Raw genomic sequence first — 26284 nt, 5'->3', positions numbered from 1 at the left:
GAGAATCGACAGGTAAACATGGATTGGATTCCAGTTTCCGGATTCCAACTCCGTAAGGCCGGCGTGCAATTCGACGCCGTCCGTGTCGACGGCGGAGACGGCCGTCGGCTCGCCGACTGGATGGAAGAGCTCACGGGCGGCGACCCCGGCCCGGTCGTCACCGAGGCCAACGGGCGGCGGGGCGTCTACTTCCTCGTTCCGGCCGGTACGACCGCACGACGGTCCTGGCCGCGTGGTGTGACCCGGCTCAATGCCGGGCCCGCCCATGCGAGTTACGTACCCGTACCGGCGTTGACGGGGCGGACCTGGCCGCTGGCCTGGCGGTTTCCGCCGACCGGGCCGGGGAGGTTCGTGCATCCTCTGCTTCTGCGCAGCGCGGTCACCGAAATGCTGGCGGACTAGGGCGTTTCAGAAGCGGATCTCGATGCGGGTTCCTGCCGACGGAGGCACCCCTCTTCGTTCCGTTCCGCTGTAGCGCGCGCATCTGCCCGCTCCGCCCCAGGCCACGCTCCGGCGTCGCTCCCGAACGTGCGCTACGGCGTATATCCGGAGGTGACGAAGTAGGCCCCGTACGTGAAGGAAATGAACGCCAGTGCGGCGAGCGTCATGACAAGTGTGATCGGCCTCGCCTTGGCCAGAGAGGTGGCCGCGGGCAGCAGTAGTGTGAATCCGGGCAGCAGAAAGCGGGGCTTGATCTGAATGAAGCCGCTCACGCCCACAGCTACGGCTACCAGGATCAAGGTGAAGACGACTACCGCTGTCGGCGGACGCGAGCTCAGGAGTGCCCACAGGAGTACGAGGCCTGCGATCACGATGAGCACGGAGGTTTGCTCCACCGCGCTCACGTGGCCGGCGGCCACCCTGGTTGTGGCCGCGATCACCGACTCGCCGAAGTCGACGTGCGTCTTCCAGTCGCGCTGTACATCGAAGTAGCCCAGCGGTCGCCCGGTACACACTGCGGCCCACACGAAATAGCTGAGCAATCCCAGTGGCGCGATGAGGATCGCGGAGAGCGTTCGACGCCCGCGCGGAGAAGTGAGCACCGCCGTAACGACGACAGCAGCCACTACTGCTACGCCCAAGGGGCGGGTCAGGCCCGCAGCCACGGCAAGGAGGGACGCCGTGATCAGACGCTGCGTCACCAGCGCATACAGCGACCAGGCGCACAGCGCGGTGAACAGTGCCTCCGGGTAGGCCATGGACTGGATGAACGCCTGCGGCAGCAGACCCCACAGGATGACGAGCACGAGCCCGACGCGCTTGCCGTGCAGGGCTGTTCCGAGAGCATGGATCCCCCATGCGGCGACGCAGGAGGACACGAATGTGATCAGCAGTGCGGTACCGACGATCGTCATCGGTAGCACTTCGCTGACTGCGCGCACGACCCCCGGATACAACGGGAAGAACGCGAGGTCCTGCCATCTGCCGGCCGGGCCACCGCCGTAGCCCGGGATCAGTTCTGCCTGCCCGTAGCCATTCTGCGCAATGCCCAGGTACCACTGCGCATCCCATACATAACCCAGCATTGTGGCAAGCGACTTGTCGCTCTCGCTGGATTGCATCGCAATCCAGGAGACGCCCAGGACCTTGCATGCCAGGTAGCAGAAGATTGCCAGTCTGGCGCGTCGATACGACAAGATGACACGTCGAACCAGAATGCTCCGCCATGTCTTCTGCAGAACTGCCTGTTCGGTTTTTGCACTAGCCTCGACGGTCAATTCGTGCCCAATCATCGGCGCCGCACCAGTAACTCTCGGGAGTGTACTAAGAGCACTCCCGAGAATGCGTGCATTGGAAAGCTACTCGCCGAGGATCAAAGATTGGTCACCGATTGGGTGAAAGTCGGCAGTCCATTACGGGTTCTGCGCGGGGATCCCAGGGACCGACTCCAGCCGCTCGGCATCGTCCCGGGTCAGGAACCCAGGGTTCGGCTCGAGTACTAGGACGGGATCCGGCCTCATTGCGCCCTACCTTCGGGGCATGAGCGAGAACAAGCAGGATCAGCGTCAGGTCCAGCCGATTCCCGAGGGGTACACCACGGTCACCCCGTGGGTCATCGGCCATGACACCGCCGGGCTCATCGACTACCTGGAGCGCGCCTTCGGGGCCGAGGACCTGGGCCGCGTCGTCATGGACGACGGGAAGATCGGGCACGCCGAGCTCAGGATCGGGAACGGCCGGCTGATGGCCTTCGACAGCCCGCCGGGCTGGGACGCGACGCCCGCGTTCATCCGGCTGTACGTGGAGGACGCGGAGGCCACGCACCGGCAGGCCGTCGCGGCGGGCGGTGCGTCCGTCACGGAGGTGACCCACCTCTTCTTCGGCGACAAGGTCGGCCGGGTCCGCGATCCGTTCGGGAATCTCTGGTGGATCCAGACCCATATCGAGGACGTCGACGAGGAGGAGATGGGCCGCCGGATGACGGACCCCGTCTTCACTCGGGCGATGGAGTACGTGACGGGGGCCATGTACCGACCGGGGGAGCAGGATCCGCCTCGGTGACCGCTTCCAGCGCCCTGGAGAGCCGTTCCAGGACCCGTACGGTCTCGTCGAACTCCGCCTGGCCGCCGAGGGCGTCGGCGAGTCGGGCCGCGAGGTCGGCGTGGCCGGGGTCGAGCCGCTCGACGGCCGCCAGCCCTTCCGGGGTCGGTGACAGGAGCTTCGCGCGGCGGTGGGCCGGATTGGGCTCGTACACGGCGAGGCCCCGCTCCACCAGGAGGTCCGCGATCCGCTGGACGCTCTGGCGGGTGATGCCCATGGTGCGGGCGATGCCCGCGACGGGCTGCGGGGTGCGGAGTACGGCTCCGAGGACCTGCCACCAGGCGGCCGTGAGGCCGACGGGGCGGGCCAGTTCCTCCGAGGCGGCGAGGAACTGGCCGTTGAGCCGGAAGACGCTCAGCGCGGTGCGGGCGAGGGCGTCCTGCTGCTCGCGGCTCACGAGGCCTCTTCGTCCGCGTTGAGCTCTTCGTAGGCCGCCGGGTCGGAGTCGTGGAAGAGGCGGTACCAGGCGTCCAGCCTGGTGCCGTCGAAGGCGCCCATGTTCCCGAGCACCTCGCGGGCGAAGGCGACCGGCTCGGTCGGTCCGGCGGTGATCAGGTCGCCGACGCCGTCGACGCCCTTGTCCGTGACCGCGTCGGCGTCGACGTAGTGCTCGCCGCCCTTGTAGCCGGTCGCGGCCAGGTAGAACGAGATCGCGCTGGTGTGCGCGCGGTCGTCGAGGAGGCCCTCGCGGGCCAGCCCGGCGGTGGCGCCGCAGATGGCGGCGACGGGGACGCCGGCGTCGAGGAAGCGGCGGGCCGTCGCCGCGAACGGGGCGAGGTCGTCGCTCGTGTCCCAGAGGTCGGCGCCGGGGAGGAGCAGGAGCGCGCTGTCCTCCGGGCGGAGGTCCTCGAGGGAGAGGTCGGGGACGATCCGCGTGCCGCCGATGGTGGTGACGGGCTTGTCGGCGACGGGGCCGACGGTGCTGACGGTGAAGCCGGAGCGGGCGAGCCAGGCGGTGGCGTGGCCGGTCTCCCAGTCGGCGAGGGTGTCGTACACGGCGAGGTGGACGGTGCGGGGCATTTCTGGGCCTCCAGCGTTCGTGTCGATGCCGTTCCTTGTATGACAGAAGGCTGTCATGTCGACAGGATGCTGTCAATGGCGAGCTGGGTCAGGGCACGGAGAGCGCGGGCGGGCGCGCCCGCGCGGAGCGGGCGCGGCAACGTGTCGTGTCGCCCGCGGTCTCGGTGGACAAGATGGTCATGGCCGCTCCGACCTGCGCGTCCTTACCCTTGGCATATGACCCCTCATGTCGAACCCGACCCCCAGGCCGGCGCGGCCGTGAAGGCCGCCGACCGTGCGCACGTGTTCCACTCCTGGTCCGCCCAGGGCCTGATCGACCCGCTCGCCGTCGCCGGTGCCGAGGGTTCGTACTTCTGGGACTACGACGGCAACCGCTACCTCGACTTCACCAGCGGCCTCGTCTACACCAACATCGGCTACCAGCACCCGCGCGTGGTCGCCGCCATCCAGGAGCAGGCCGCGAAGCTCACCACCTTCGCGCCCGCCTTCGCCATCGACGTACGCTCCGAGGCCGCACGCCTCATCGCCGAGCGCACCCCCGGCGACCTGGACAAGATCTTCTTCACCAACGGCGGCGCCGAGGCCGTCGAGAACGCCGTACGGATGGCCCGTCTGCACACGGGCCGCCACAAGGTGCTCTCCGCCTTCCGGTCGTACCACGGCGCCACCTCCACCGCGATCAACCTCACCGGCGACCCGCGCCGCTGGGCCTCCGACACCGGCTCCGCCGGCGTCGTGCGCTTCTGGGCGCCGTTCCTCTACCGCTCGCCGTTCTACGCCGAGAACGAGCAGCAGGAGTGCGAGCGCGCTCTCGCGCACCTGGAGGACACCATCGCCTTCGAGGGTCCGGCGACCATCGCCGCGATCATCCTGGAGACGGTCCCCGGCACCGCCGGCATCATGACCCCGCCGCCCGGCTACCTCGCCGGCGTCCGAGAGATCTGCGACAAGTACGGCATCGTCTTCGTCCTCGACGAGGTCATGGCCGGCTTCGGCCGCACCGGCAAGTGGTTCGCCGCCGAGCACTTCGACGTCGTGCCCGACCTGATGACCTTCGCCAAGGGTGTGAACTCCGGCTACGTGCCTCTCGGCGGCGTCGCCATCAGCGCCGAGATCGCCGCGACCTTCGACAAGCGGCCCTACCCGGGCGGACTGACCTACTCCGGTCACCCGCTCGCCTGTGCCGCCGCCGTGGCCACCATCCAGGTCATGGAGGACGAGAAGGTCGTCGAGCACTCCGCCCGCATCGGCGAGACCGTCCTCGGCCCCGGCCTGCGCGAGCTCGCCGAGCGTCACCCGTCGGTCGGCGAGGTGCGCGGCATGGGTACGTTCTGGGCGCTCGACCTGGTCAAGAACAAGGAGACCCGCGAGCCGCTCGTCCCGTACAACGCGACGGGCGCGGCCAACGCCCCCATGGCGGCCTTCGGCGCGGAGGCCAAGAAGCACGGCCTGTGGCCCTTCATCAACATGAACCGCACCCACGCCGTCCCCGCCTGCAACGTCTCCGAGGCCGAGGCCAAGGAGGGCCTCGCCGCCCTCGACGCGGCCCTGAGCGTGGCCGACGAGCACACCGCGTAACGCGGCGCCGTCGGGTGCGCGGCCGGTGGCGCAAACGTCGCGTAACCGGCGTCACGGAGGCTTCCCTCCGTCTGGTCTAGGGTGTGCGAAGCCGGACGGAGGGGGCCGACCAAGATGCCCGCGAGCGGAGCTGTCACCCGCAACACCCTGCGGCGGCAGATCGCGGACGCGCTCCGTGACGAGGTGCTCGCTGGGCGTTTGCAGCCCGGCGAGGAATTCACCGTCAAGCAGATCGCCGAGCAGTACGGGGTGTCGGCGACGCCCGTACGCGAAGCCCTCGTCGACCTCTCCGCGCAGGGGCTCCTCGACTCCGACCAGCACCGCGGCTTCCGGGTGCACCAGTTCTCGGTGGACGACTACCGCGGGATGGTCGAGGCCCGGATGCTCGTCGTGGACGGCATCTTCCGCCGCCACACACCCACCCCCGTGCCGCCCGCCGAGCCCGACGTCTCCCGCGGGGTCGCGCTCGTCTCGGTACGGCGCCGGGGCGAGGCGGCGGCGCGGGCGGCCCGCGCGGGCGACCTGGACATCCTCATCGGGTACGACATCCGCTACTGGCGCGAACTGGCCAGGCTGGTCTCCAACAACGACTACATCGCCGACTTCCTGCACCGGCTGCGGGTCCAGGCGTGGGTGTTCTCCGTGCCGTATCTGCGGTCCGACCGCGATGTCCTCGGCTGGCTGTGGAGCGGGCACGTCGACCTCGTCGACGCGCTCACGCTCGGGGACGCCGAGGCGGCCGTCGCGGTCGTCCAGGCGTACAACAGCCAGTCCCTGGCGTGGGCGGACCGCCTGGAGCGACTCTCGGAGTGACGGCGGCGCGAGGGTGTCGGCGGGAGTGTCGAAGGGCAGGTCACCAGCGGGTGTGCGGCACGGACCGCGCCGACTACCCTGGCCGTCCCTGCAACTGACGGAGAGAGAGCCTCCCTTGGCCTGTGACCTGTGGCTGGTCCCTCTTGTCGACGTGCTGTGTCACAGCCCCGACAATCCCTTCGCCGAAGAGATCGCCGCCTACGACAAGGCTCTGACCGCGTCCGGTCTGCCCACCGTTCCCGTCTTCGCCTACATGCCGGGGCTCTCGGGCGACGTGGCGCCCGTCGCCGGATTCGACTACGAGGCCCTGCACTTCCTCCGCCGCGCCTATCTGCTGCTGATGTGCGGTCTCGCGGTCGAACCGGTCGACGAGCTCGGCGGTGACTACGAGCAGCTCCTCGAGATGTTCGAGGCGACCGCACAACAGTCCCATCTGGTCTGGCACTACGACCACGCCGGCGCGTACGTCCCCGTGGACTTCCCCGCCCCGCTCTCCAACGACGAGCTCCTGGAGGGCGGCGGCCCGCTGGGGTCCTCGCACGGCCTGCTGCGGGAGCTGGAGTTCGTCGCCCCGGCGATCGGGATCGACCCGGCCAACCCGCCGGCCGCCCCGCTCCCACCGGAGCGCCCGACCACGCTCGAGGAGCCGGCGGGAGCCATCGCGTACGACGACAGTCCGTTCGCGCGCGAGCGTCATGTGTGGCTCGGGCTGCACGCGGCGGCGACGCGGAGCCTCGGACAGGGCTCGATGATCATCCTGAGCTGAGCCCGGCAGACATCCGACCGATGAGAAGGGCGCCCCTCATGGCGCGGGGCGCCCTTCTCACGTGTGCTGCCGGTCAGCGCGGCTCCGGAGGCCGCTGGCGCGGCATGTTCGGGCGGGTGCCCGGGGGGAGGGGAAAGCGGGACGAGGGGTGGGAGCCCTCGGGGCGGGCCGCGCCGGCACCCACCGACTGGAGGGCCAGCGGCGCGGGGCCCGAACGGAACTCGATCATCCAGTCCGCCGTCTCGGCCCGTACGAGCTCCGTCACGTCCTCCGAGAACCGCCGCAGCACTCCGAGGCAGCGCTCCGCCGCCTCGCTGGCGGTCCCCTCCGTGGGCCCGAGGACCTCCCGTACGCTCTCCGACGCCCAGTCGAACTGCAGAGCCTGCAGCCTGCGCTGCACCGCCTGGGCCGTCGCCACGTCCCTTATCCAGCCGGACGTCAGACCGAAGTACCGGTCGCAGACCAGACAGGCCGCGCCGAGCAGCAGCGACAGATACCCCCAGCCCGCCGCCCCGTCCGCCATGTCGGTGACGTCGAGCAGCGGCAGCGCCGCGCCCGCGATGACACCCAGCGCCGTGCCGACCCGCAGGATCCGGGCGCAGCGGCGCTTCCAGACCCGGTCGGACAGATACCACTCCGCCGTGCGCAGAGCATTCGACTCGACCCAGCGGTAGAGCTCGTCCAGACGCTCCGCAGGCTCGCCCCAGTCGCCGAGCGGGAACGGCGTCCCGGTCAGATCGCGGCTCGCTGCGGGCCCCCCGGGCTGTCCCGGCTGCCCCGGCGGCTGCTGCGGCGGCTGCATCTCCGGCTGCTGGCTCACCGGGGCACTCCTCTGTTCAGCTCGGCGCTCGTGTCCTTCTGTGACGTGCGGTGCACGTGGTGCCTGCCCTTCCTACCGCCGAATGGTGGGCTGTGGGCCCGGAATCCCGGGTTTTCCGCCCACAAGGGGGTCTTGATCAGGTAGAGGAGCCCGCAGTTTCTCACTCGAAAGAGTTGTGGCGGCAGGCCGGGCATGGACCACGTAGGCTCGGCCGTACCGAACGTCAGTCGTCACATCAGTCGTCCGGATGTCATCCGTATACCGTCGAAATGCCAGGAGTGACCGTGATTCCCGGTGGTGGCCAGCCCAATATGCAGCAGCTCCTCCAGCAGGCCCAGAAGATGCAGCAGGATCTCGCGCGCGCCCAGGAGGAGCTCGCCGCGACCGAGGTCGACGGTCAGGCGGGCGGTGGCCTGGTGACGGCGACGGTCACCGGCTCCGGCGAGCTGCGCGGCCTGGTGATCGACCCCAAGGCCGTGGACCCCGAGGACACCGAGACGCTGGCCGACCTGATCGTGGCCGCAGTCCAGGCCGCCAACGACAACGCACAGCAGCTTCAGCAGGCCAAGCTGGGCCCGCTGACGCAGGGCCTGGGCGGAATGCCGGGCCTCGGCTTCTGAGCCGCTTCCGCGCCCGGGCTTCTAAGGTGCCCCGGCAGCCACTACCGTAAGAATCAAGCACTTCTCAGAAGGGCGTTCCGTTGTACGAAGGCGTGGTTCAGGACCTCATCGACGAGCTGGGCAGGCTGCCCGGCGTCGGTCCCAAGAGCGCGCAGCGGATCGCCTTCCACATCCTCCAGGCCGAGCCGACCGACGTACGCCGTCTCGCGCACGCGCTCCTGGAGGTCAAGGAGAAGGTCAGGTTCTGCGCGGTCTGCGGCAATGTGGCGCAGCAGGAGCAGTGCAACATCTGCCGCGACCCTCGCCGGGACCTGTCGGTCATCTGTGTCGTCGAGGAGCCGAAGGACGTCGTGGCGATCGAGCGGACGCGCGAGTTCCGCGGGCGCTATCACGTGCTCGGCGGCGCGATCAGCCCGATCGAGGGCGTCGGCCCGGACGACCTGCGCATCCGTGAGCTGCTCGCGCGGCTCGCGGACGGGACGGTCACCGAGCTGATCCTCGCGACCGACCCGAACCTGGAGGGCGAGGCCACCGCGACGTACCTGGCGCGGATGATCAAGCCCATGGGCCTCAAGGTCACGCGTCTGGCGAGCGGGCTGCCGGTCGGCGGCGATCTGGAGTACGCCGACGAGGTCACGCTGGGGCGTGCCTTCGAGGGGCGGCGACTGCTAGATGTATGACGACAGGGTTCGCGCGCCCGCGCCCGAAGGAGGCACTCGCGATGTCTGACGCCACACTGCACGCGATCACGCAGGATCCGGACGACTTCGCGGTCCAGATCGCCGACTCGATCGAGTCCTTCATCGTGGCCACCACGGAAGTGGCCAAGGGCGACGAGCCCGACAGCGCGGTGCCCTTCCTGCTCCTGGAGATCTCCCAGCTGCTGCTCGCCGGCGGCCGGCTGGGCGCGCACGAGGACATCGTCCCGGACGAGCGGTACGAGACCGACACGGGTCCGGAGCCGGACGTGGACGACCTGCGCGAGCGGTTCGCGGTGATGCTGGACCCGGTGGACGTCTTCTCGGAGGTCTTCGACCCGTACGAGCCGCGCAAGGCGCCGGTTCCGGCCCGGATCTCCGACAACCTCGCCGACATCGTCACCGATCTGCGGCACGGTCTGGCCCACTACCGGGCCGGGCGCGTGAGCGAGGCGCTGTGGTGGTGGCAGTTCTCCTACTTCTCCAACTGGGGCCCGACGGCCTCGGCGACCCTGCGGGCGCTGCAGTCGCTCGTCGCGCACGTACGCCTCGACCAGCCGCTGGCGGCCCTGGACGGCCTCGACACGGACGAGGACCTGGCCGAGGACGACCTCGCGGAGGAGGCGGGCCGGGTCATGGCGGAGGAGATCGCGGGACCGCTGGGGCTGGGCACGCTGAAGAAGTAGCGCCTGCCGCCGGAGGCGCTGACGGTCTCCCCGGCGGGACTGGTCCATCTCCCGGAGCGCACGCGCTTGTTCGTGGGCCGCGAGACTCCGGGGTCCGTCCCGCCGGGCTCCCCCGCGCTGTCATGATGGGCGCATGGCAGCTGGGGGACAGTCAGGAACGTTGCTGTGGACGGGTGTCGCTCTCGGAGCGGCCGGGGCCGTCGCGCTGATCGCGGTCGCCGTCGGCGACCTGGGGAAGGCGGACCAGATCGCGAGTGTCGTCGGGGCTGTCCTGGCCGCCGTCGGTCTCGGGCTCTCCCTCTGGGGACAGTTCGGCCGGGGCGGGGCGACAGCGCCCACCGTGACCGGTACGAGCGTGACCGCTTCGGGTGCGGGCGCCGTCGCGGCGGGGGGCAGCATCGGGTCCGTGTCGACGGGCAGCGGTACGAGCCCCGCACCGGCCCCTGCGCCGACCCCCGCTACCGCTCCTGGAACCGCGCCCGCGCCCGCTGCTGCACCCGCTCCCGCCCCTGGAACCACGCCCGCCCCCGCTCCCGGGTCCGTCACCGCGTCCGGGGACCGGTCCGTCGCCGCAGGTGGAGACATCGGGAGCGTGTCGACGGGCGACGCGTGAGCGGCGCCGAAGCCTCCGGGGACCGGTCGGTCGCCGCCGGCGGGAACATCGGGCGGGTCACGACCGGGGACCACGTCACCCAGGTCGAGCGGGCGGTCCTGCTGCCGCCCGAGGCGCTGGTCTCGTCCGCGTACCCGGACAGACTGCTGAACGTGCCCCGGCGCCATGCCCACTTCGTCGGCAGGCAGCGCGAAATCGCGCTCCTCGACGAGCGGTTCGACGTCCTCGTCATCTGCGGGCTCGGCGGTGTCGGCAAGTCCACGCTCGCCGCACGCTGGGTCTCCGGGAAGACCGAGGACCACGACCTCGTCTGGTGGATCACCGCGGAGAACCGGTCGGAGCTGGATGCCGGGCTCGCCGGCCTCGCCGCCGCCATGCAGCCCGCCCTCATCGACGTACTGACCCAGGAGGCTCTGCGCGAGCGGGCGTTGCAGTGGCTTTCCTCCCACGACACCTGGCTGCTCGTTCTCGACAACGTCTCCGAACCCGCCGACATCGAGCCCCTGCTGGCCCGCGTCGGCCGCGGGAAGGTCCTGATCACCACCCGGCAGGCCGGCGGCTGGTACGGGATCGCGAGGGTCCTCACGCTGGACGTGCCGGAGCGGAGCGAGTCCGTCGAGATGTTCACCCGGATCCTCACGCACGCCGGGCCGCGCGACACGTCCGGGGCGTACTCCCTGTGCGCGACGCTGGGGCAGCTGCCGCTCGCGGTGGCGCAGGCGGCCGCGTACTGCGCGGAGACCCGTACGTCCGCTGTCGAGTACCTGGAGCAACTCGCTCAGTACCCGGGGAAGTTGTACGAGATTCCTGTCGAGGGCGGGGTCGACGGCGGGCAGGCCGTCGCCTGGACCTGGAGGCTGACCCTCGACCGCCTCGCGACGGCCGACCCGCTCACCGGGACGATCCTGCGGGTCCTCGCCTGGTGGGGGCCGGACCGGATCCCCCGCAGCCTGCTCGACCGGATCGCCGCACCCTTCGCCGTCCGGCGGGCGCTCGGCCGGCTCGCCTCGCACAGCATGCTCACGCTTCACGAGGACGGTGCGGTGTCCGTGCACCGGCTCGTGCAGGCCGTCGCGCGCACGGCGGACGACAGCGATCCGCACCGGCGGGCGGAGGACATCGAGGCGGCCCGGCTCGTCGCCGAGGACACGCTGGGCCTGGTGGCGCCGGTGGAGAGCGGGAGCGCGGCGGAGTGGGGGACCTGGCGGGAGCTGCTCCCGCACATCGAGACGTACGCGCAGCATGTCCCTGCCGAGAAGGACACCGGGAGCACGGCGGAGCTGCTGGGCCGCGCGGGCTGGTTCCTGCTGTTCCGGGGGGACTCCCTGGCGGCCGCCGTGGAGCTGTTCGACCGGGTCGTCGAGTGCCGGGAGCGGCTGTTCGGTGCGGATCACTGGCTGACGGCCTGCGGAAGGGAGGGCATCGCCGAGGCATGGGCCAGGGAAGGGGCGCTGTTCGATGCCGCCGAGCTGCAGGAACGGGCCGTCGCCGATCTTGAGCTGGCCCTCGGAGAGGAGCGCCCCGAGACGCACCGGGCCCGGAGCCGCCTCGCGGTCACCATGCGGCACATGGGCGAGACGCGGAGTGCGATCGAGCTCCTGGAAGGCGCGGTCGCCGGGCTCGAACGGCTGCTGGGGCCGGGCCACCGCGACACCCTGTGGGCGATGAACAACCTGGCCGTCGCCTGCCAGGAGGACGGACGTCCGGAGCGGGCGATCACGCTGAACGAGCGCACCCTGGAGCGGCGAAGGGCGCAGTTCGGCCCCGGGCATCCGGACACGCTGACCTCGCGGCTCAATCTGGTGTGGATGTACGAGGTGGTCGGGCAGGGCGACCGGGCGGCGGAGGAGTTCGGGCGGATCGTGGACGACAGTGTCCGGTTCCTGGGGGACGACCACCCCTTCACCGCCCACCTCCGGCACGTCCGCCCACCGGGCTGACCGGGCCTCCGGCACGTCCGCCCACCGGGCCGGCCGCCCCGCCGGGCGACCTCCGCGTGTGAGGCCGCCCACAACCCCGCGTACCCACGGCCCTCCCGGGCAGACGGTGTTCCATGGGCGGCCCGGGCGTTCGGCCGAGATCACTTCCTGAGCGGGACATCTCAGGATCTGATATACGGTCGGCGATTCCGGGCCGCTCGTTAAACTGAGCCGACCGCAGTAATGACTGCGGCAGAGACTGAGCGAGGAGCGCACGTGGGCCTTGTCGTGCAGAAGTACGGAGGCTCCTCCGTTGCCGATGCCGAAGGCATCAAGCGCGTCGCCAAGCGGATCGTGGATGCCAAGAAGAACGGCCACCAGGTGGTCGTCGTGGTTTCCGCGATGGGCGACACGACGGACGAGTTGATCGATCTCGCCGAGCAGGTATCCCCGATCCCTGCCGGGCGTGAGTTCGACATGCTGCTGACCGCCGGAGAGCGGATCTCCATGGCCCTGCTGGCCATGGCGATCAAAAACCTGGGCCACGAGGCCCAGTCGTTCACGGGCAGCCAGGCCGGTGTCATCACCGACTCGGTCCACAACAAAGCGCGCATCATCGATGTCACGCCGGGCCGGATCCGTACCGCCCTCGACGAGGGCAACATCGCGATCGTCGCCGGCTTCCAGGGCGTGTCCCAGGACAAGAAGGACATCACCACGCTGGGGCGTGGCGGGTCCGACACGACGGCCGTCGCGCTGGCCGCCGCGCTCGACGCCGAGGTCTGCGAGATCTACACCGACGTCGACGGTGTGTTCACGGCCGACCCGCGCGTGGTGAAGAAGGCGAAGAAGATCGACTGGATCTCCTTCGAGGACATGCTGGAGCTCGCCGCCTCCGGCTCCAAGGTGCTGCTGCACCGGTGCGTCGAGTACGCACGCCGATACAACATCCCGATCCACGTCCGCTCGTCCTTCTCGGGGCTGCAGGGCACCTGGGTCAGCAACGAGCCGCAAGGGGACCGCAAGGTGGAGCAGGCCATCATCTCGGGCGTCGCCCACGACACCTCCGAGGCGAAGATCACCGTCGTCGGTGTGCCGGACAAGCCGGGCGAGGCCGCGGCCATCTTCCGGGCCGTCGCGGACGCCGAGATCAACATCGACATGATCGTGCAGAACGTGTCCGCCGCCTCCACCGGTCTGACGGACATCTCCTTCACGCTTCCCAAGGCCGAGGGCCGCAAGGCCATGGACGCCCTGGACAAGGCGAAGGGCGCGATCGGCTTCGACTCGCTGCGCTACGACGACCAGATCGGCAAGATCTCCCTGGTCGGCGCGGGTATGAAGACGAACCCGGGCGTCACCGCGTCGTTCTTCCAGGCGCTGTCCGACGCCGGTGTGAACATCGAGCTGATCTCGACCTCCGAGATCCGGATCTCGGTTGTCACCCGCGCGGACGACGTGAACGAGGCCGTGACGGCCGTCCACACCGCGTTCGGGCTCGACAGCGACTCGGACGAGGCCGTCGTCTACGGCGGCACCGGCCGGTGACGAACCGATGACCGCCAAGCCGACGCTCGCGGTCGTGGGAGCGACCGGGGCCGTCGGTGCGGTGATGCTCCAGCTCCTGTCGCAGCACGCAGATGTCTGGGGCGAGATCCGACTCGTCGCCTCCCCGCGCTCGGCCGGCCGCAAGCTGGCCGTGCGCGGGGAGGAGGTCGAGGTACTCGCGTTGAGCGAGGACGTCCTGGAGGGCGTCGACCTCGCGCTCTTCCTCGTGCCCGAGGACATCGCGGCGCGGTGGGCGCCGATCGCCGTCGCCAAGGGCGCGGTGGTCGTGGACACCTCCGTCGCGTTCCGGGCGGACCCGGACGTGCCGCTGGTGGTCCCGGAGATCAACCCCCACGCCGTACGGGTACGGCCCCGGGGCATCGTGGCGAGCCCGGGCTGCTCCACGCTGGCGCTGATCGTCGCCGTGGGCGCCCTGCACGCCGAGTTCGGGGTGGGTGAGCTGGTGGTGACCGCCCAGCAGGCCGCGAGCGGGGGCGGGCAGGCGGGTGTGGCCGCCCTGCGCGAGCAGCTGTCGCTGGTGGCCGGGACCGATCTGGGCAACCATCCCGGCGACGTACGGCGGGCCGTCGGTGACGACACCGGGCCCTTCCCCGGTCCCGTCGCGCTCAATGTGCTGCCGTGGTCCGGGTCCCTGGGGGAGGACGGCTGGTCCTCCGAGGAGCTGCGGATCCGCGAGGAGACGCGCAAGATCCTCGACCTGCCCGGGCTTCCGGTGGCGGCCACGTGCGTGCGCGTGCCGGTCGTGACCGCGCACTCCGTCTCCGTCCACGCGCGGTTCGAGCAGCCGGTGAGCGTGGCGCGGGCGCACGAGATCCTGGCGACGTCGCCGGGTGTGGTCCTCTACGACGATCCGGCCTCGGGCGATTTCCCCACGCCCGCCGACGTCGTGGGCACGGATCCGGTCTGGGTGGGGCGGGTGCGCCGATCGATGGACGACGAGCGTGCGCTCGAGTTCTTCGTCTGCGGCGACAACCTCCGCAAGGGCGCGGCGCTGAACGCCGTACAGATCGCGGAGTCGATCATTCGCCCGGAGCGTCCTAATGGTCCAGACCATCTGGATGATCGCGAGCGCCCCTGAGCGTCCCCGAGTGTCCGGAAATCGGCGACACAGGATCGTTCGAGTTTGTAGCATCTGTGAACACCCTGTGAGCAAGTCGGCGACGGATGCCCCTTGAACTGGGGTGACGGCATGTTCGACGATGCTCTTCCCGCTTGCCGCAACCGGTAGTTGGGTGGGCCGCGTCTCTGCGTGCGCTCTGGTGGTGTATCGCATGAGGTGCTGTCAAAACGGGGCATTGGGGAAGATCGGGTACGCATGATGACAAGTGGCTCACCGTCAAAAACGGTGGCGTACTCGTACAACCCTGACGGGGGGAAGCGTGTCCAACAGGCGTGGCAGAGGTACTCGACATCACAGCGGTCGTCCCGCTCCGAGGCGCGGCAGTCGTCCCCTTGCGGGGCGGACTCGCGGTCCCCGTACGCGGCACGGCGGCGCGCCCTCTCAGGCGCCCGCGTCCGGCCGGCGGCATGCCGGTGATCGCTCCCGTGCCCACCGGAACCCGGACGTCCGGTGTGATCGGCATCCCCTCGCCGCGCGAGAGCGCTGAAGGCATCGTGGCCGCGGGCACCACCGTCGATCACCTGACCGAGACGTATCGAGCGCACTACCGTTCGCTCCTCGGCCTCGCCGCGCTGCTCCTCGACGACACGGCCTCCTGCGAGGACGTCGTCCAGGAGGCGTTCATCCGCGTCCACTCCGCCCGCAACCGGGTCCGGGACCCCGAGAAGACGCTGGCGTATCTGCGCCAGACGGTCGTCAACCTGTCCCGTTCCGCGCTGCGCCGCCGCATCCTCGGACTCAAGCTGCTGTCCAAGCCGATGCCGGACATGGCGAGCGCGGAGGAGGGCGCGTACGACCAGCTGGAGCGGGACGCGCTCATCAAGGCGATGCGAGGGCTGCAGCGGCGACAGCGCGAGGTACTGGTGCTCCGGTACTTCGCGGACATGACGGAGGCACAGGTCGCCGAGACACTCGGCATATCCCTGGGGTCGGTGAAGGCGTACGGCTCGCGTGGCATCGCGGCGCTGCGCGTCGCGATGGAGGCGACGGCATGAGCTCCGAAGGCAAGGGCCCGGACGACAGGGGCCCGGATGCGACGAGCGGGCTGCCCGACGAGCGTCGCGACGACATGGGGCACGGCATTGTGAACGACGGGCCGGACAACGGGGCCTTCGACGGTGGGGCGTCCGACGGTGCGCCGTCCGACGGTGTGGCCAACGGCAGTGGGGCGTCCGGCGGCGGGGCTCTCGACGGTGGGGCGACCTCTGGTGGCATGCCTGGCGACAGGGCTTCCGGCAGCGGGGTGTCCGACGGCGAGGTGTCCCACGACAGGGCGTCCGACAGCAGGGCCTTCGGTAGCTGGGCTTCCGATGGCAGGGCGTCCGGCAGCGGGGCCTTCGGCAACTGGACGTCGGACGACACAGCCTCCGGCAGCGGCGTGCTCGGCGACGGTGAGTCGGGCGACGGCGTGCACGGCGACGAGCGGGCCGCCGACCTCTTCGGGGGCGACGTCCCCTTCGCGGGCGACGAACTGGCGCTGCGGCGTCTGCTCCACGGCGCCGTGGCGGATCTCAACCCCTCCGAGGGCGCACTGGACCACCTGCGTCGTGCGGTTCCCGTGCGGCGCACCCGCAAGCGCCAGGCCATCGTCGGCTTCGCCGCGGCCGCGGTGCTGATCGGCACGGCCGTCCCCGCCTTCGTGCACGTCGCCAACTCGGGTGGCATCACCGCCGACCAGGCCGTGAACGCCGGCCACGGCGAGCAGGCCCAGGGCGGCACCGGCTCCGAGACCGGTGTCGAGGGCGGCCAGCAGACCGCCGGCACGCCGACCGGCGCCGCGAGCCCGAGCCAGGGCGCGGCCGAGGGGGCGGGCACGCCCGAACAGTCCGAGGCCGGGAAGTCGGGTGGCACGGGCACCGGTTCGAAGGCACCGGAGGACTCCCTGCCGGACTCCTCCTCACCGGTGTGCGAGGCCGGACAGCTGGGCGTCAGTTCGGCACAGGCGGGCGGACCGGACGCCGAGGGCAAGGTCTACGGCACCTTCCGCATCGCCAACGTCTCCGGCAAGGAGTGTGTGGTGAGCGGCGGCGGCAGCGTCGGCTTCCAGGCCCTGGGGGCGGCGGACGGCTCCAAGATCTCGGTCGTGGCGCACGCGCCCGGCGACGCGGCGAGCGGCCTTCCCGACCCCTCGCAGGAGTCGCCCACGCTGGTCCTCAAGCCGGACAACGCGTACGAGGTGAAGTTCGCCTGGGTCCCCTCGGAGACCTGCCCGACCGTCAATCCCTCCCCGGACCCGAGCACGACGACGGACGGCGCGGGCGGTACGTCGGCGGGGGCCACGGGTTCGACCGGCAACGGTGCGGAAACCGACGGCGCGGCGACCCAGCTCGGCGCGGAGGGGACCGTGGACGGCAGCGTCGCGGTCAACCACACCGCGGAGCCGGGCGGCCCGCAGGCGGCCACGACGATCCCGAACGCCTGCGCGGGCACGATCTACCGCACCGGCGTCCTCGACGCTTCCTAGAGGCCGCGGAGGCGCCCCTGGGGCGCCCTGGGCCGACTCCTGGGGGTGTCCTCCTGTCCGGGGGCCAGGATTCCGGGGGGAGGCCTGGGCGTCCGTGCCCCCCGGGGCCAGGTGCCGGTCATCCGGCGCCGAGGCCCGCGGGGCCAGGCAGCCGGCGCTCGGGCCCGGGAGTCGGCGCTCGGGACCCGGGCGCTCGGCGTACGAGCCGGCCGGGCGCATGACGTGCGGATCGGCAGGGCGTACGACGTGCCGATCCGGCCGGGCGCCTCGCGAGCGGAGCCGGTGGGGCCTAGAGCCCCAGCGCCTCGTCCCGCTGGGCCTCCGTCTCGCGGCGCAGGAGGCGGAACCACATGAAGACCACGAAGCCCGCGAAGACGAACCACTCCGCCGTGTAGCCGAGGTTCTGGAACGCCTTCAGGTCCAGCGACGTGCCCGCCGCGGCGGCCGCCGGGACCGGCGTCAGCCCGGCCGGGGAGTCCACGACCGTGATCCACGCGTCGTAGACCTCGTCGGTGACCAGGTTGATCAGGGCGCTCGCGCTGATCATGCCGAGCTGGCCCTCGGGGAGCCCGCCCGCCGCGTGGACGCCCTTGGTCCCCGCGTTCTCGGACGCCTGGAGGGCGCCCACCACGGTGACCTCGCCGGACGGCGGGGCCGGCACCTTCGCGCCGGCCGGCAGCCAGCCCCGTACCACCGGCAGAGACTTGCCGCCGTCCGTCTTCAGCATCGTCAGCACATAGCTGCCGCGTCGGCCGTCCAGCTCACGGTCCGGTACCAGGAACTGCTCCCCGTACCGGCCGCTCGCCTGCGCGTGCCGGCCGGACGTCTCCTGGTCCACCGGCAGCAGGTCGTCCAGCGGCTCGGTCCTCAGGGTGCCCGGGTCCGGGGCGCGCTCCGCCTCCTGGTGAGAGTCGACGCGGTCCTCGAACTTGCCCATCTGCCAGGTCCCCATGAACAGGCAGAACGGGATCGCCATCAGGACGAAGACGTTGATCCCCCACCAGCGGGGCGTTTTCAGGAACCGGTACACCCCTCCACGGTACGCAGCCGCCTCACCCCCCGACCGGGCGGGTCCCCAGGTGGCGCGCGGCGAAAGCCAGCTCCAGACGGACCTGCTTGATCCGCTCCTCCACCACCAGCGAGCCGTGCCCCGCGTCGTACCTGTACACCTCGTGCACCGCGGACCGGGCCGCCAGCCGGTCCACGTAGTTGTCGATCTGCCGGATCGGGCAACGCGGGTCGTTCACGCCCGCCGAGATGTAGACCGGAGCCGTGACCTTGTCCACGTACGTCAGCGGGGACGAGACCTCGAACCGCTCCGGCACCTCCTCCGGCGAACCGCCGAACAGCGTCCGGTCCAGCGCCTTCAGGGCCTCCATCTCGTCCTCGTACGCCGTCACGTAGTCCGCGACCGGGACGGCCGCGAGCCCCACCGACCAGGCGTCCGGCTGCGTGCCGAGCCCGAGCAGCGTCAGATACCCGCCCCACGAGCCGCCCGACAGGACCAGCTTCGCCGGGTCGGCGAGACCGGAGGCGACCGCCCACTCGCGGACCGCGGCGACGTCCTCCAGCTCGATCAGGCCGACCCGGTGCTTGAGCGCGTCCGTCCACTCCCGGCCGTAGCCCGTCGAGCCGCGGTAGTTGACCCGGACCACCGCGTAACCGTGGTCGAGCCAGGCCGCCGGGCCGGAGGCGAAGGCGTCGCTGTCGTGCCAGGCCGGCCCGCCGTGCACCTCGAAGATCGTGGGGAACGGACCTTCGCCCTCGGTCGGCCGCTGCACGAGCGCGTGGATCCGGCCGCCGGGCCCCTCCACCCACACGTCCTCGACCGGCACCGAACCCGGCGCCTTCGCGCCCGGCGGGTCCAGCACGATCCCGCCGTCCGTCGAGCGCACCACCGGCGGCTGCGCCGCCGAGGACCACAGATACTCCACGGTGCCGTCGGGGCGGGTCGTGGCCTCCGACACCGAACCGGCCGGGGTCTCCACCCGCACCAGCGCGCCCGTCGCGATGTCGTACCGCCACAGCTCGCTGCGCGCCTCGAAGCTGTGCACGATCAGCAGACCCGTGCCGTCCTCGTACCACTCCGCCGACACGTCGCCCGGCAGATCGAGCCGGAGATCGGTCTCCTGCCCCGTCGCCACGTCCCACAGCAGCGGCTCCCAGCGCCCCCGCCGCTGATGCCCGACGAGCAGCCGCGTGTCCCCGTCCAACGGCGCGAAGCCCAGCACCGCGAGGCCCAGCTCCTCCGTACCGCCCTCGGAGTCGTCCAGCTCGGCCACCACCGAGGAGTCCTCGGCGCGCAGCACCCGCAGGGCCGAGTGCATCGCGTCGCCGTGCTCGGTGTGCTCGATCGCGATCAGCGAGCCGTCGTGCGAGAGGTCGCCCACCCCGGCCGACTCCCGGTGCCGGTAGATCTCCAGCGGCACCGCGCCCCCGCGTACGAGATGGACCGTCGAACCCTCGTCGTCCGTCGAGCGGCCGACGACGACCGTGCCGTCGCGGCCGATCGCGAGACCCGCCGGATAGGAGGCCGCGAGCCCGGGCACCGCGGGCTCGTCCGCGCCGCCCTCGAAGGGCTGGCGCATCCACACCCCGAACTCGTCCCCGTCCGTGTCCGAGAACCACCAGATCCACTGCCCGTCCGGGGAAAGCGTGCCGTCCGTCGTCCCGTTCGGCCGGTCCGTCACCTGCCGCTGCGCGCCCGTCGCCCGGTCCCAGGCGTACAGCTCGTACGTCCCCGTCGCATTGGACACGAACAGCGAACGGTCCGGTGCCTGCTCGGCCCACTCGGGCAGGGACACACGCGGCGCCCGGAACCGCTGCTCCCACACCGGGATCTCCGGCGAAGGGCCCGAGCCGTCCGCGATCTCGCCCGGTCGGTCCGCCGTCTCATTGCTCTCAGTCATGGCCCCATGATGCTCCGATCCGCCGACAATCCGTTCGCATCGTCCGCAACCTGTGGATAACCTCCCGGGCATGTACGCACCGACGCCCGACGACTGGCTCGAGGCCAACCGCGCCCGCTGGGACGAACGTGTCCCGATCCACGCCGCCAGCGCCTTCTACGATCTCGACGCGTTCCGGGCCGGCAAGGAGGTGCTGCGCGACTTCGAGCTCGCGGAGGTCGGCGACGTCACCGGCCGTTCCCTCCTCCACCTCCAGTGCCACATCGGCCTGGACACCCTGTCCTGGGCCCGGCACGGCGCCTCGCACGTCGTCGGCCTGGACTTCTCCGAGCCCGCCGTCGAGACGGCCCGCTCGCTCGCCACGGACCTCGGCTTCTCCACGGACCGGGCCGCGTTCGTCGCCGCCGACGCGTACGACGCCGCCGAGGCCGTCCCGGACTCCTCGTACGACATCGTCTACACCGGAACAGGGGCGCTGAACTGGCTCCCCGACATCGAGCGCTGGGCCGAGACCGCCGCCTCGCTCGTCGCCCCGGGCGGATTCCTGTACGTCGCCGAGTTCCATCCGCTCACCGACTCCCTCGACGACGAGACGGGGAGCCGGATCGTCAACGACTACTTCGTCCGCGAACCCTGGGTGGATTCCAGCTCGGGCACGTACGCGGACATGGAGGCCGCCACCGTCCACAACCGGAGCGTGGAGTGGGTGCACCCGGTCGGCGAGGTCGTCACGGCCGTCGCCAAGGCGGGGCTGCGCATCGAGTTCCTCCACGAGCACGACGTCTCGCTCTACCCCCGGTACGAGACGCTTCAGCGGCAGGAGGACGGGTACTACCGCTTCTCGGCCGACCGGCCGCGGATCCCGCTGATGTACTCGCTCAAGGCGTCCCGCCCCCGCTGACGCGGATCACCGCGCGACCGCCGGCCAGGTCCACCGTGGAGCGGTGCGGCGGAGCGCCGTCCTCCTCGTCGTCGCGCAGCACGAGCGCGCTCTGCCGCTCCTTGAGCTCGTTCTGCTTGCCCTGCGAGAAGGTGGCGTGCAGCTGCTCGAAGCCGGTCGAGGAGACCTGGCCGCTCCGGCGGCCGCGCCCGGTCGCGCGCAGGATCTGGTCGGCGAAGGCGACCACGGTGAGCAGGATGACCAGCCCCGGCAGCGTCACGAACACGGCGAACTCCATGGCGGTCATTGTCCGTCACGCCGGTCGGAATGGGCAGGGCTCGCGCACGCGGTGGTCAGCCGCGGGTGGTGTCCGACGGCGATCCCGCCGGGGGTGTCTGCCGGTGTGATCCGCTGATCGTCTTCGACAGACGGCTGCGGACGACGGCGGTGCCGATGGCGCCGGCGAGTGCGGCGGCGCCGAGGCCGAGGGCGAGGGCGGACGGGCCGGAGTCGGAGACGACATCGGCGGGAACGGTGGCCGCCGCCTCGGCGGCTGTTTGGAGGGGGTGCATGTCCCCAGGGGACCGGAACGGGAGCCACCGGGCCACCCGGCGGACCCCGTTCGGGGTCCGGGGCGGGCGGTTCCCGGGCTCTGATGGGGTCGGGGTCCGGGGCGGGCGGCCCTGGGTTCAGGCCGTGTCGGAGGTCCGGGGTGGACGCTCCGGGTTCAGGCGGTGTCTACGTCAGGGCAGACGGGCGTGATCCGTAGCCGGCTCCGGGGCTCAGGCGGTGTCGTGCGCAGTGGTGCGGAGCCGGGCTTCGAGGCCGTCGAGGATGGCCTCGACGCCGAACTCGAACTTCTCGCCCGCCATCGTGGTGGGGTCGACGCCCCGCTGCTCCTCCATGCGCGCTCGCAGCCGGGGGTACTGGGCCGCGATCCCGTACGCCCACTCGGTGACGCTCTGCGCCGGCTTCCCCTCGTCGCCCTTGCCCCGGGGTGCCTGGGCGGTGGCGATCGTGGCCTCGGTCGCGTCGACGAGCAGGGTGCCGGCCACGAAGGTGAAGGCGGAGTTCACGGCCCAGTCGAGCTCCCAGCCCTTGAAACCGGCCGCCTGGTAGATCGCGCACGAGTGGTCCTGGAAGCGGGCCATGCCGTGGCCGTAGACGAAGTGCGAGCTGATGGCCGGGATGAGCCACGGGTGGCGCTTGCCCAGCGCGTACGTGTCGTGGACCAGCGCGCGGGCGGCGGCGCGCCAGCCGAGCTCGGCCGGGTCGAGGAACGTCAGCTCGCTCCATGCCGCGTCGGCCGCGAGCATGATCAGGCTCTCCTTGCTGCCGACGTGCCAGTACATGGCCGTCGCCGCCGAACCCAGCCGCTGACCGAGCTTACGCATGCTCAGGCCGTCGATGCCCTCGCTGTCGAGCAGCTCGACGGCGGCTCGGACGATCTGGTCCCGGGTCAAGGTCTCACGCGGCATGGGCTCAGCGTATCCGACCGTCTTGAACGCTGTTCAACTCGCATGCGCGCCCGCGTCGGAGCCTAGGACAGCCAGGCCATACCGATGAGCAGGAACACGACGAAGGCTATGCCGCCGGCCACGGCGGCGGTCTTCCTGGGACGGCGCCGGGAGAGGGCGGCGAGACCGCCCTCGTTGCGACGCGCCTGTCGTCGCGGAGCGGAGACGGCAGCCTGAGGCCGGGGCCGTGAGTGCGGTGGTGACGGCGGCTGCGCCGGCGTGTGACGGGGTTGCTGGGGCCGGCCCTGCTGGTGGCGGCCCTGCTGGGGGTGCTGGTGCGGCTGAGGGTGGCGTTGCTGAGGCCGGCGCTGGGGATGCGGTTGAGGGTGACCGCGCCAGGCGCCCGAGGAGAACCAGTCCGCGATCGCCTGGGCGGGGGGTCTCTGCTCGGGCTCCTTGGCCAGCAGCGTGAGGAGGTACTCCTCGAACGCGGCCGGCAACCCCACCCCGAGCTGCCGGGGCGGCGCCGGCGGCGTGTCGATGTGCTGGTACAGCAGGGCGGTCGCGGTGTCGCCCTGGAACGGAGGCCGTCCGGTGAGGAGTTGGTACAGCACACAGCCGAGCGAGTACACGTCCGACGCCGGCGACGCGGGCCGGCCGAGGGCACGCTCGGGGGCGAGGTAGAGACCGGTGCCGACGATCTGCCCCGTGGTGGTGAGCCCGGCGGAGGGGTCGTCGACGAAGCGGGCGATGCCGAAGTCCGCGAGCTTCACGGTCCCGTCGCCGTCGAGCAGCAGGTTCCCGGGCTTGATGTCCCGGTGCACGACCCCCTCCCGGTGCGCGGCGGCCAGCCCGGCGGCGGCGTGGGCGGCGACGTGGGCCACCCGCTCCGCGGGCAGCACGAGCGGGGTCCCCGGGTTTCCGGCGAGGCTCTCCCCTTCGACCAACTCCATGACGAGGAACAGCTTTCCGTCCCACGTACCGAAGTCGAAGACGCCGACCACATGCGGATGACTCAGCCGCGCCGCCGTCTGCGCCTCCAGCCGGAACCGGTCGGCCGCCGAGGGGTCGGTCCCATGACCCAGCATCAACTTCACGGCCACGGCCCGCCCGAGCACCTCGTCGGTGGCCTGCCACACCTCGCCCATGCCGCCACGCCCGACACACGAGTGGAGCCGATATCGGTCCGCGACCAGCACCTGAGACCCAGCCTTTCGACGGCAAGCCAACCTGACAGGCAAGCCAACCTGACAGAGCACGCGTCGCCGTACTCCGCTGTCGGCGCCCGATGCCGTTCCAGGGTAGAGCCGCTTGATCGACATCTCGTCCACGAGCCCCCGCGTCCCCCACGACGGGCGCCCCCGCGGCGCTTCCCGCACACCGGGCGCGAGGCCCCACTGATCGACACCGTGACGGAGCCCATGAGCGCCGGGTCATGTACAACGCCGGAGGCCGCCCACGAAATCCGTAGGCGACTTCGATGCGGACGTGCGGAACTGCCAGTACGGTCGGCCCGTGATCAACATGAACGTGCGTGGAGACCTGGGAAAACCCATAGCTCGTGCCCAGGTCGGACTGGAGTGGACGGACCTCTTTCCTGCGCTGGACCCGGTGAACTTCCCGATGCTGTGGGCCTTGGATCCCTACGGGGATGCCATCTTCAATAAGCGGCAGGTGCCGTTGCTGCTGGCAGAGCTTGATCGACTTCCCGAAGCACACGGCGGCGAGTGGGTGGGCCAGGCTCGGGAGTTGTGCCAGGTCGTTCAAAGTGGAACACACCGGTACCTGTGGTTCATCGGGGACTGAGCGGTCTGACCGGGGCACGTACGGGGCATGGCGACGACGCTGCGGTCTCCGGAACTGCGCCCGATGGCGACCTGCCGTCTGCCGACGAGTGGACGCCTCGGGAGTTCCGGCACAGCTTCGTGTCCCTGCTTTCCGGCCGCGGCGTCCAGCTGGAAGTGATCCGGCCGGTTTGTCGTTTCGCCTGGTCACAGCGTTGGTGTGCGGCGGGCTCGGGCGGTGTCGCGGGGGTTTGGGGAGCAAGTCGGCTCCCAGAGGGCTCCCAGGAGGGACATGCCTACGGTGCCCACCGGTCGGAGGCTTCCACGACTAGCGCCCGCGCGGGGCTCATGGCGGCGGTCGTCACAACGGCCCCAGCGCATTCACTCCGCCGAGGCCGCCCTTCCGGATCGCCACACGTGAGCGTGCTCGATCCACGTTCCATTCTACGACCGCGGACCGGACAGGCCGAGAGGGACAGCGGGCCCGTGGGCAGTCCGGCTCAGCTGCGTTCTTCCTCTTCGGCCTCCATGCGGCGGATTCCCTGGTGGGTGAGGGAGACCATCGCGGGTGTGTTGCCCGGTTCCCAGTCGACGGTGATCAGGTCCTCGCCGGCGAGGTAGGTGCAGGCAGCGGCCAGGTCTTCCTCCGGGATGCGGAGGTCGTTCCGCAGCTTCGGCCCCGGGACTCCGAGGAGACGGTTGCCTTCGGTGGCTTCGTAGAGGGCGGTCAGGACCCGTTCGCGGTAGACCTGTCGCTCGCGGAGTGTCGCCATGACCGAGTCCTTTCATGTTCGTGAGGAACGGCCGACGCTCGCCGTGTCGGCGGGGTGCAAGGGGCAGGGTCCCTTCACGGGTGAGCGAGAGGCCGGCGGGTGGGTTGTCCCGGGTGTCGGGTGCCCCACCCGCGGCCTTCGGTCGGAGGAGTGGTCTGGGGTCAGGGCCAGGTGCCCGTACGCCTGCGGCTGGGCGCTTGCCCTGACGAACTGCGGTGGCTGTGGCCGGGTGGACGGGCGATGGCCGGATAGGGGTCGCTGAAGTGGTAGGCCGCGATGCGTGCGTCGTGCTGGGCGTTGAGTTGGTGGATCAGGCGCATGCCGAGCGCGATCAGGAGGGCGCCTGCCGCGAGCGCGATCAAGGTCTCCATGACGTCACCTCCGCGGGTTCCCCGGTAGTGGGATCATCCGCGCTCCGACGATCGGGTGCCGGAGCGGCGGCAGGGCGGACCCGCCTTCGGTCTCCCAGGCGTCCTCGCTGTTTCGGGTGTCCCGCATACGGCGGCCGGTCGAGGTTTCGTCGGACATCAGCACACCGGCGGTGAGGGCGCTGCCGGGAACGGTGGCGGCGGTCATGAGCCGGGCGGCTGCGGCGGGTTCGCTCTCGGGCGGGATCACCAGCAGATCGCAGCGGCCGACGGTGTAGGAGAGCAGGATCATCTTGTCGGGATCCTGTTCGGTGAACCAGCCGACGTGCACGATGTGCCCGGTGACAGAAACCTTGTGAGGGACGACGGGCCAACGAGTGGGGTTCACCATGACGCGTGTGATGCGCCCGTAGCGCCCCTCCAGCGCGTCGACCAGGGGCGGAAGTTCGGCGGTGAGGTCACGCGAGCGAGGCCACCAGGCACCGTCCAACAGGCCGGTGAGTGTGGTCTTCGGCGTCAGCGAAAGGCGCACCGAAAGAGGGGGTGCGAAGGTCGTCATGATCGCGGACCCGTCTCCGGGCCGTCCTGCAGGGCGGCCCAGTGTCTTGATCGCCGGAAACGACGTCCGCGTGGGAGCGGGTGTTCGAGTTACTCCCGGTACCCTCAGCCTACTCCGCGCCGGGGTCGGACGAGCCGTTCCGACCAGGTGATTTCCACCGGGCACTGCCTGGGCCGGTACTCCGCGGGCAGGACCACAGGCGCGCGGAGTACCGTGAAGACCACGGCAGTACCTCGCCGGCCATCAGGTGCCGGCGGCCCCGCGCAGGCAGGCGGACCACCATGGCCGAACCCGACACCCCCACCCCTCGGAAGCTCCTTCCGGACG

The 26284-nt window shown here is 70.9% G+C and carries 29 protein-coding genes; 16 read left to right on the top strand and 13 right to left on the bottom strand.

The genetic code is table 11. The features are described 5' to 3' along the window. The first annotated feature begins 18 nt into the window (after positions 1 to 18). Entirely contained in the window at positions 19 to 402 is a 384-nt protein-coding gene (locus ACFC0D_RS14730; protein WP_376434828.1) for a hypothetical protein, read from the top strand. Between the two features lie 131 nt (positions 403 to 533). Here the strand turns inward: ACFC0D_RS14730 and ACFC0D_RS14725 are convergent, their stop codons facing one another. After that, positions 534 to 1733 (bottom strand): hypothetical protein, encoded by a 1200-nt coding sequence (locus ACFC0D_RS14725; protein ID WP_376434826.1) that lies wholly within the window; start codon positions 1731 to 1733, stop codon positions 534 to 536. Positions 1734 to 1980: 247 nt separating this feature from the next. Here ACFC0D_RS14725 and ACFC0D_RS14720 point away from each other — a divergent pair, with 247 nt between their 5' ends. Beyond that, positions 1981 to 2502: a VOC family protein gene (locus tag ACFC0D_RS14720; RefSeq protein ID WP_376434824.1), complete on the top strand. Its 522-nt coding sequence runs from the start codon at positions 1981 to 1983 to the stop codon at positions 2500 to 2502. On the opposite strand, the gene ACFC0D_RS14715 is transcribed toward ACFC0D_RS14720, so the two are convergent. Together ACFC0D_RS14715 and ACFC0D_RS14710 are read right to left on the bottom strand one after the other, a co-directional pair. Beyond that, on the bottom strand, positions 2435 to 2938 hold the full coding sequence (locus ACFC0D_RS14715; protein WP_329118887.1) for a helix-turn-helix domain-containing protein: 504 nt from the start codon (positions 2936 to 2938) through the stop codon (positions 2435 to 2437). The genes ACFC0D_RS14720 and ACFC0D_RS14715 overlap by 68 nt on opposite strands. Then, positions 2935 to 3561, bottom strand: a complete 627-nt coding sequence (locus ACFC0D_RS14710; RefSeq protein WP_376434821.1) for a DJ-1/PfpI family protein — start codon at positions 3559 to 3561, stop codon at positions 2935 to 2937. Before ACFC0D_RS14710 ends, ACFC0D_RS14715 begins: the two co-directional genes overlap by 4 nt. A gap of 216 nt (positions 3562 to 3777) precedes the next feature. Here ACFC0D_RS14710 and ACFC0D_RS14705 point away from each other — a divergent pair, with 216 nt between their 5' ends. From ACFC0D_RS14705 to ACFC0D_RS14695, 3 genes are all read left to right on the top strand, one after another. Next, positions 3778 to 5139: an aspartate aminotransferase family protein gene (locus ACFC0D_RS14705; RefSeq protein WP_376434819.1), complete on the top strand. Its 1362-nt coding sequence runs from the start codon at positions 3778 to 3780 to the stop codon at positions 5137 to 5139. 114 nt (positions 5140 to 5253) lie between these two features. Continuing rightward, positions 5254 to 5952, top strand: a complete 699-nt coding sequence (locus tag ACFC0D_RS14700) for a GntR family transcriptional regulator (protein ID WP_376434817.1) — start codon at positions 5254 to 5256, stop codon at positions 5950 to 5952. Positions 5953 to 6067: 115 nt separating this feature from the next. Further along, a complete protein-coding gene (locus ACFC0D_RS14695; protein ID WP_376434815.1) occupies positions 6068 to 6718 on the top strand; it encodes a hypothetical protein in 651 nt (216 codons plus the stop codon). A gap of 73 nt (positions 6719 to 6791) precedes the next feature. On the opposite strand, the gene ACFC0D_RS14690 is transcribed toward ACFC0D_RS14695, so the two are convergent. Next, positions 6792 to 7520 (bottom strand): SLATT domain-containing protein, encoded by a 729-nt coding sequence (locus ACFC0D_RS14690; RefSeq protein ID WP_376434960.1) that lies wholly within the window; start codon positions 7518 to 7520, stop codon positions 6792 to 6794. Positions 7521 to 7822: 302 nt separating this feature from the next. On the opposite strand from ACFC0D_RS14690, the gene ACFC0D_RS14685 reads away from it, so the two are divergent. The 9 genes from ACFC0D_RS14685 (at position 7823) to ACFC0D_RS14645 (ending at position 17227) form a co-directional block, all read left to right on the top strand. After that, positions 7823 to 8158: a YbaB/EbfC family nucleoid-associated protein gene (locus ACFC0D_RS14685; RefSeq protein WP_362363380.1), complete on the top strand. Its 336-nt coding sequence runs from the start codon at positions 7823 to 7825 to the stop codon at positions 8156 to 8158. Positions 8159 to 8238: 80 nt separating this feature from the next. Beyond that, positions 8239 to 8838, top strand: coding sequence for a recombination mediator RecR (gene recR, locus ACFC0D_RS14680; protein WP_356888252.1), 600 nt, complete (start codon positions 8239 to 8241; stop codon positions 8836 to 8838). A 41-nt stretch (positions 8839 to 8879) separates the two neighbouring features. Next, on the top strand, positions 8880 to 9542 hold the full coding sequence (locus tag ACFC0D_RS14675) for a DUF5063 domain-containing protein (protein ID WP_376434812.1): 663 nt from the start codon (positions 8880 to 8882) through the stop codon (positions 9540 to 9542). A gap of 133 nt (positions 9543 to 9675) precedes the next feature. Next, a complete protein-coding gene (locus ACFC0D_RS14670) occupies positions 9676 to 10155 on the top strand; it encodes a hypothetical protein (RefSeq protein ID WP_376434810.1) in 480 nt (159 codons plus the stop codon). After that, positions 10152 to 12095 carry an FxSxx-COOH system tetratricopeptide repeat protein gene (fxsT, locus tag ACFC0D_RS14665; protein ID WP_376434808.1) on the top strand — a complete coding sequence of 648 codons (1944 nt, stop codon included), beginning with the start codon at positions 10152 to 10154 and terminating at the stop codon, positions 12093 to 12095. The genes ACFC0D_RS14670 and fxsT overlap by 4 nt, the downstream gene beginning before the upstream one ends. A 255-nt stretch (positions 12096 to 12350) precedes the next feature. Beyond that, positions 12351 to 13622, top strand: a complete 1272-nt coding sequence (locus ACFC0D_RS14660; protein WP_329118906.1) for an aspartate kinase — start codon at positions 12351 to 12353, stop codon at positions 13620 to 13622. Positions 13623 to 13629: 7 nt separating this feature from the next. Further along, the gene (locus tag ACFC0D_RS14655; protein WP_376434805.1) at positions 13630 to 14721 is read left to right on the top strand and encodes an aspartate-semialdehyde dehydrogenase; all 1092 of its coding nucleotides are present in this window, start codon (positions 13630 to 13632) and stop codon (positions 14719 to 14721) included. Between the two features lie 449 nt (positions 14722 to 15170). Beyond that, positions 15171 to 15758: a SigE family RNA polymerase sigma factor gene (locus ACFC0D_RS14650; RefSeq protein ID WP_376434958.1), complete on the top strand. Its 588-nt coding sequence runs from the start codon at positions 15171 to 15173 to the stop codon at positions 15756 to 15758. Continuing rightward, positions 15755 to 17227, top strand: coding sequence for a hypothetical protein (locus ACFC0D_RS14645; RefSeq protein WP_376434803.1), 1473 nt, complete (start codon positions 15755 to 15757; stop codon positions 17225 to 17227). The genes ACFC0D_RS14650 and ACFC0D_RS14645 overlap by 4 nt, the downstream gene beginning before the upstream one ends. Before the next feature lie 289 nt (positions 17228 to 17516). On the opposite strand, the gene ACFC0D_RS14640 is transcribed toward ACFC0D_RS14645, so the two are convergent. Beyond that, a complete protein-coding gene (locus tag ACFC0D_RS14640; protein WP_376434801.1) occupies positions 17517 to 18257 on the bottom strand; it encodes an SURF1 family protein in 741 nt (246 codons plus the stop codon). Between the two features lie 22 nt (positions 18258 to 18279). Beyond that, positions 18280 to 20136: a S9 family peptidase gene (locus ACFC0D_RS14635; protein WP_376434799.1), complete on the bottom strand. Its 1857-nt coding sequence runs from the start codon at positions 20134 to 20136 to the stop codon at positions 18280 to 18282. A 70-nt stretch (positions 20137 to 20206) separates the two neighbouring features. On the opposite strand from ACFC0D_RS14635, the gene ACFC0D_RS14630 reads away from it, so the two are divergent. Next, positions 20207 to 21037, top strand: a complete 831-nt coding sequence (locus ACFC0D_RS14630; RefSeq protein WP_376434797.1) for a class I SAM-dependent methyltransferase — start codon at positions 20207 to 20209, stop codon at positions 21035 to 21037. On the opposite strand, the gene ACFC0D_RS14625 is transcribed toward ACFC0D_RS14630, so the two are convergent. From ACFC0D_RS14625 to ACFC0D_RS14610, 4 genes are all read right to left on the bottom strand, one after another. Then, the gene (locus ACFC0D_RS14625; protein WP_329118920.1) at positions 21015 to 21314 is read right to left on the bottom strand and encodes a DUF6191 domain-containing protein; all 300 of its coding nucleotides are present in this window, start codon (positions 21312 to 21314) and stop codon (positions 21015 to 21017) included. The genes ACFC0D_RS14630 and ACFC0D_RS14625 overlap by 23 nt on opposite strands. Positions 21315 to 21369: 55 nt before the next feature. Beyond that, a complete protein-coding gene (locus ACFC0D_RS14620; RefSeq protein ID WP_376434794.1) occupies positions 21370 to 21588 on the bottom strand; it encodes a hypothetical protein in 219 nt (72 codons plus the stop codon). A gap of 210 nt (positions 21589 to 21798) precedes the next feature. Continuing rightward, positions 21799 to 22494, bottom strand: coding sequence for a TetR/AcrR family transcriptional regulator (locus ACFC0D_RS14615; RefSeq protein WP_376434792.1), 696 nt, complete (start codon positions 22492 to 22494; stop codon positions 21799 to 21801). A 62-nt stretch (positions 22495 to 22556) separates the two neighbouring features. After that, positions 22557 to 23672 (bottom strand): serine/threonine-protein kinase, encoded by a 1116-nt coding sequence (locus ACFC0D_RS14610; RefSeq protein WP_376434790.1) that lies wholly within the window; start codon positions 23670 to 23672, stop codon positions 22557 to 22559. A gap of 325 nt (positions 23673 to 23997) precedes the next feature. Here ACFC0D_RS14610 and ACFC0D_RS14605 point away from each other — a divergent pair, with 325 nt between their 5' ends. Continuing rightward, on the top strand, positions 23998 to 24279 hold the full coding sequence (locus ACFC0D_RS14605; RefSeq protein ID WP_376434956.1) for a hypothetical protein: 282 nt from the start codon (positions 23998 to 24000) through the stop codon (positions 24277 to 24279). 478 nt (positions 24280 to 24757) lie between these two features. Here the strand turns inward: ACFC0D_RS14605 and ACFC0D_RS14600 are convergent, their stop codons facing one another. From ACFC0D_RS14600 to ACFC0D_RS14590, 3 genes are all read right to left on the bottom strand, one after another. Continuing rightward, positions 24758 to 25030 (bottom strand): hypothetical protein, encoded by a 273-nt coding sequence (locus ACFC0D_RS14600; protein WP_376434788.1) that lies wholly within the window; start codon positions 25028 to 25030, stop codon positions 24758 to 24760. Between the two features lie 161 nt (positions 25031 to 25191). Next, positions 25192 to 25401, bottom strand: coding sequence for a hypothetical protein (locus ACFC0D_RS14595; RefSeq protein WP_376434786.1), 210 nt, complete (start codon positions 25399 to 25401; stop codon positions 25192 to 25194). 4 nt (positions 25402 to 25405) lie between these two features. Further along, positions 25406 to 25957 (bottom strand): DUF5994 family protein, encoded by a 552-nt coding sequence (locus ACFC0D_RS14590; protein ID WP_376434784.1) that lies wholly within the window; start codon positions 25955 to 25957, stop codon positions 25406 to 25408. Positions 25958 to 26284 lie beyond the last annotated feature (327 nt).

Source organism: Streptomyces sp. NPDC056222, assembly GCF_042264065.1.
Taxonomy (GTDB): domain Bacteria; phylum Actinomycetota; class Actinomycetes; order Streptomycetales; family Streptomycetaceae; genus Streptomyces.
Note: the sequence above shows the minus strand (reverse complement) of the source record. Positions and strands in the feature narration are given on the sequence as shown.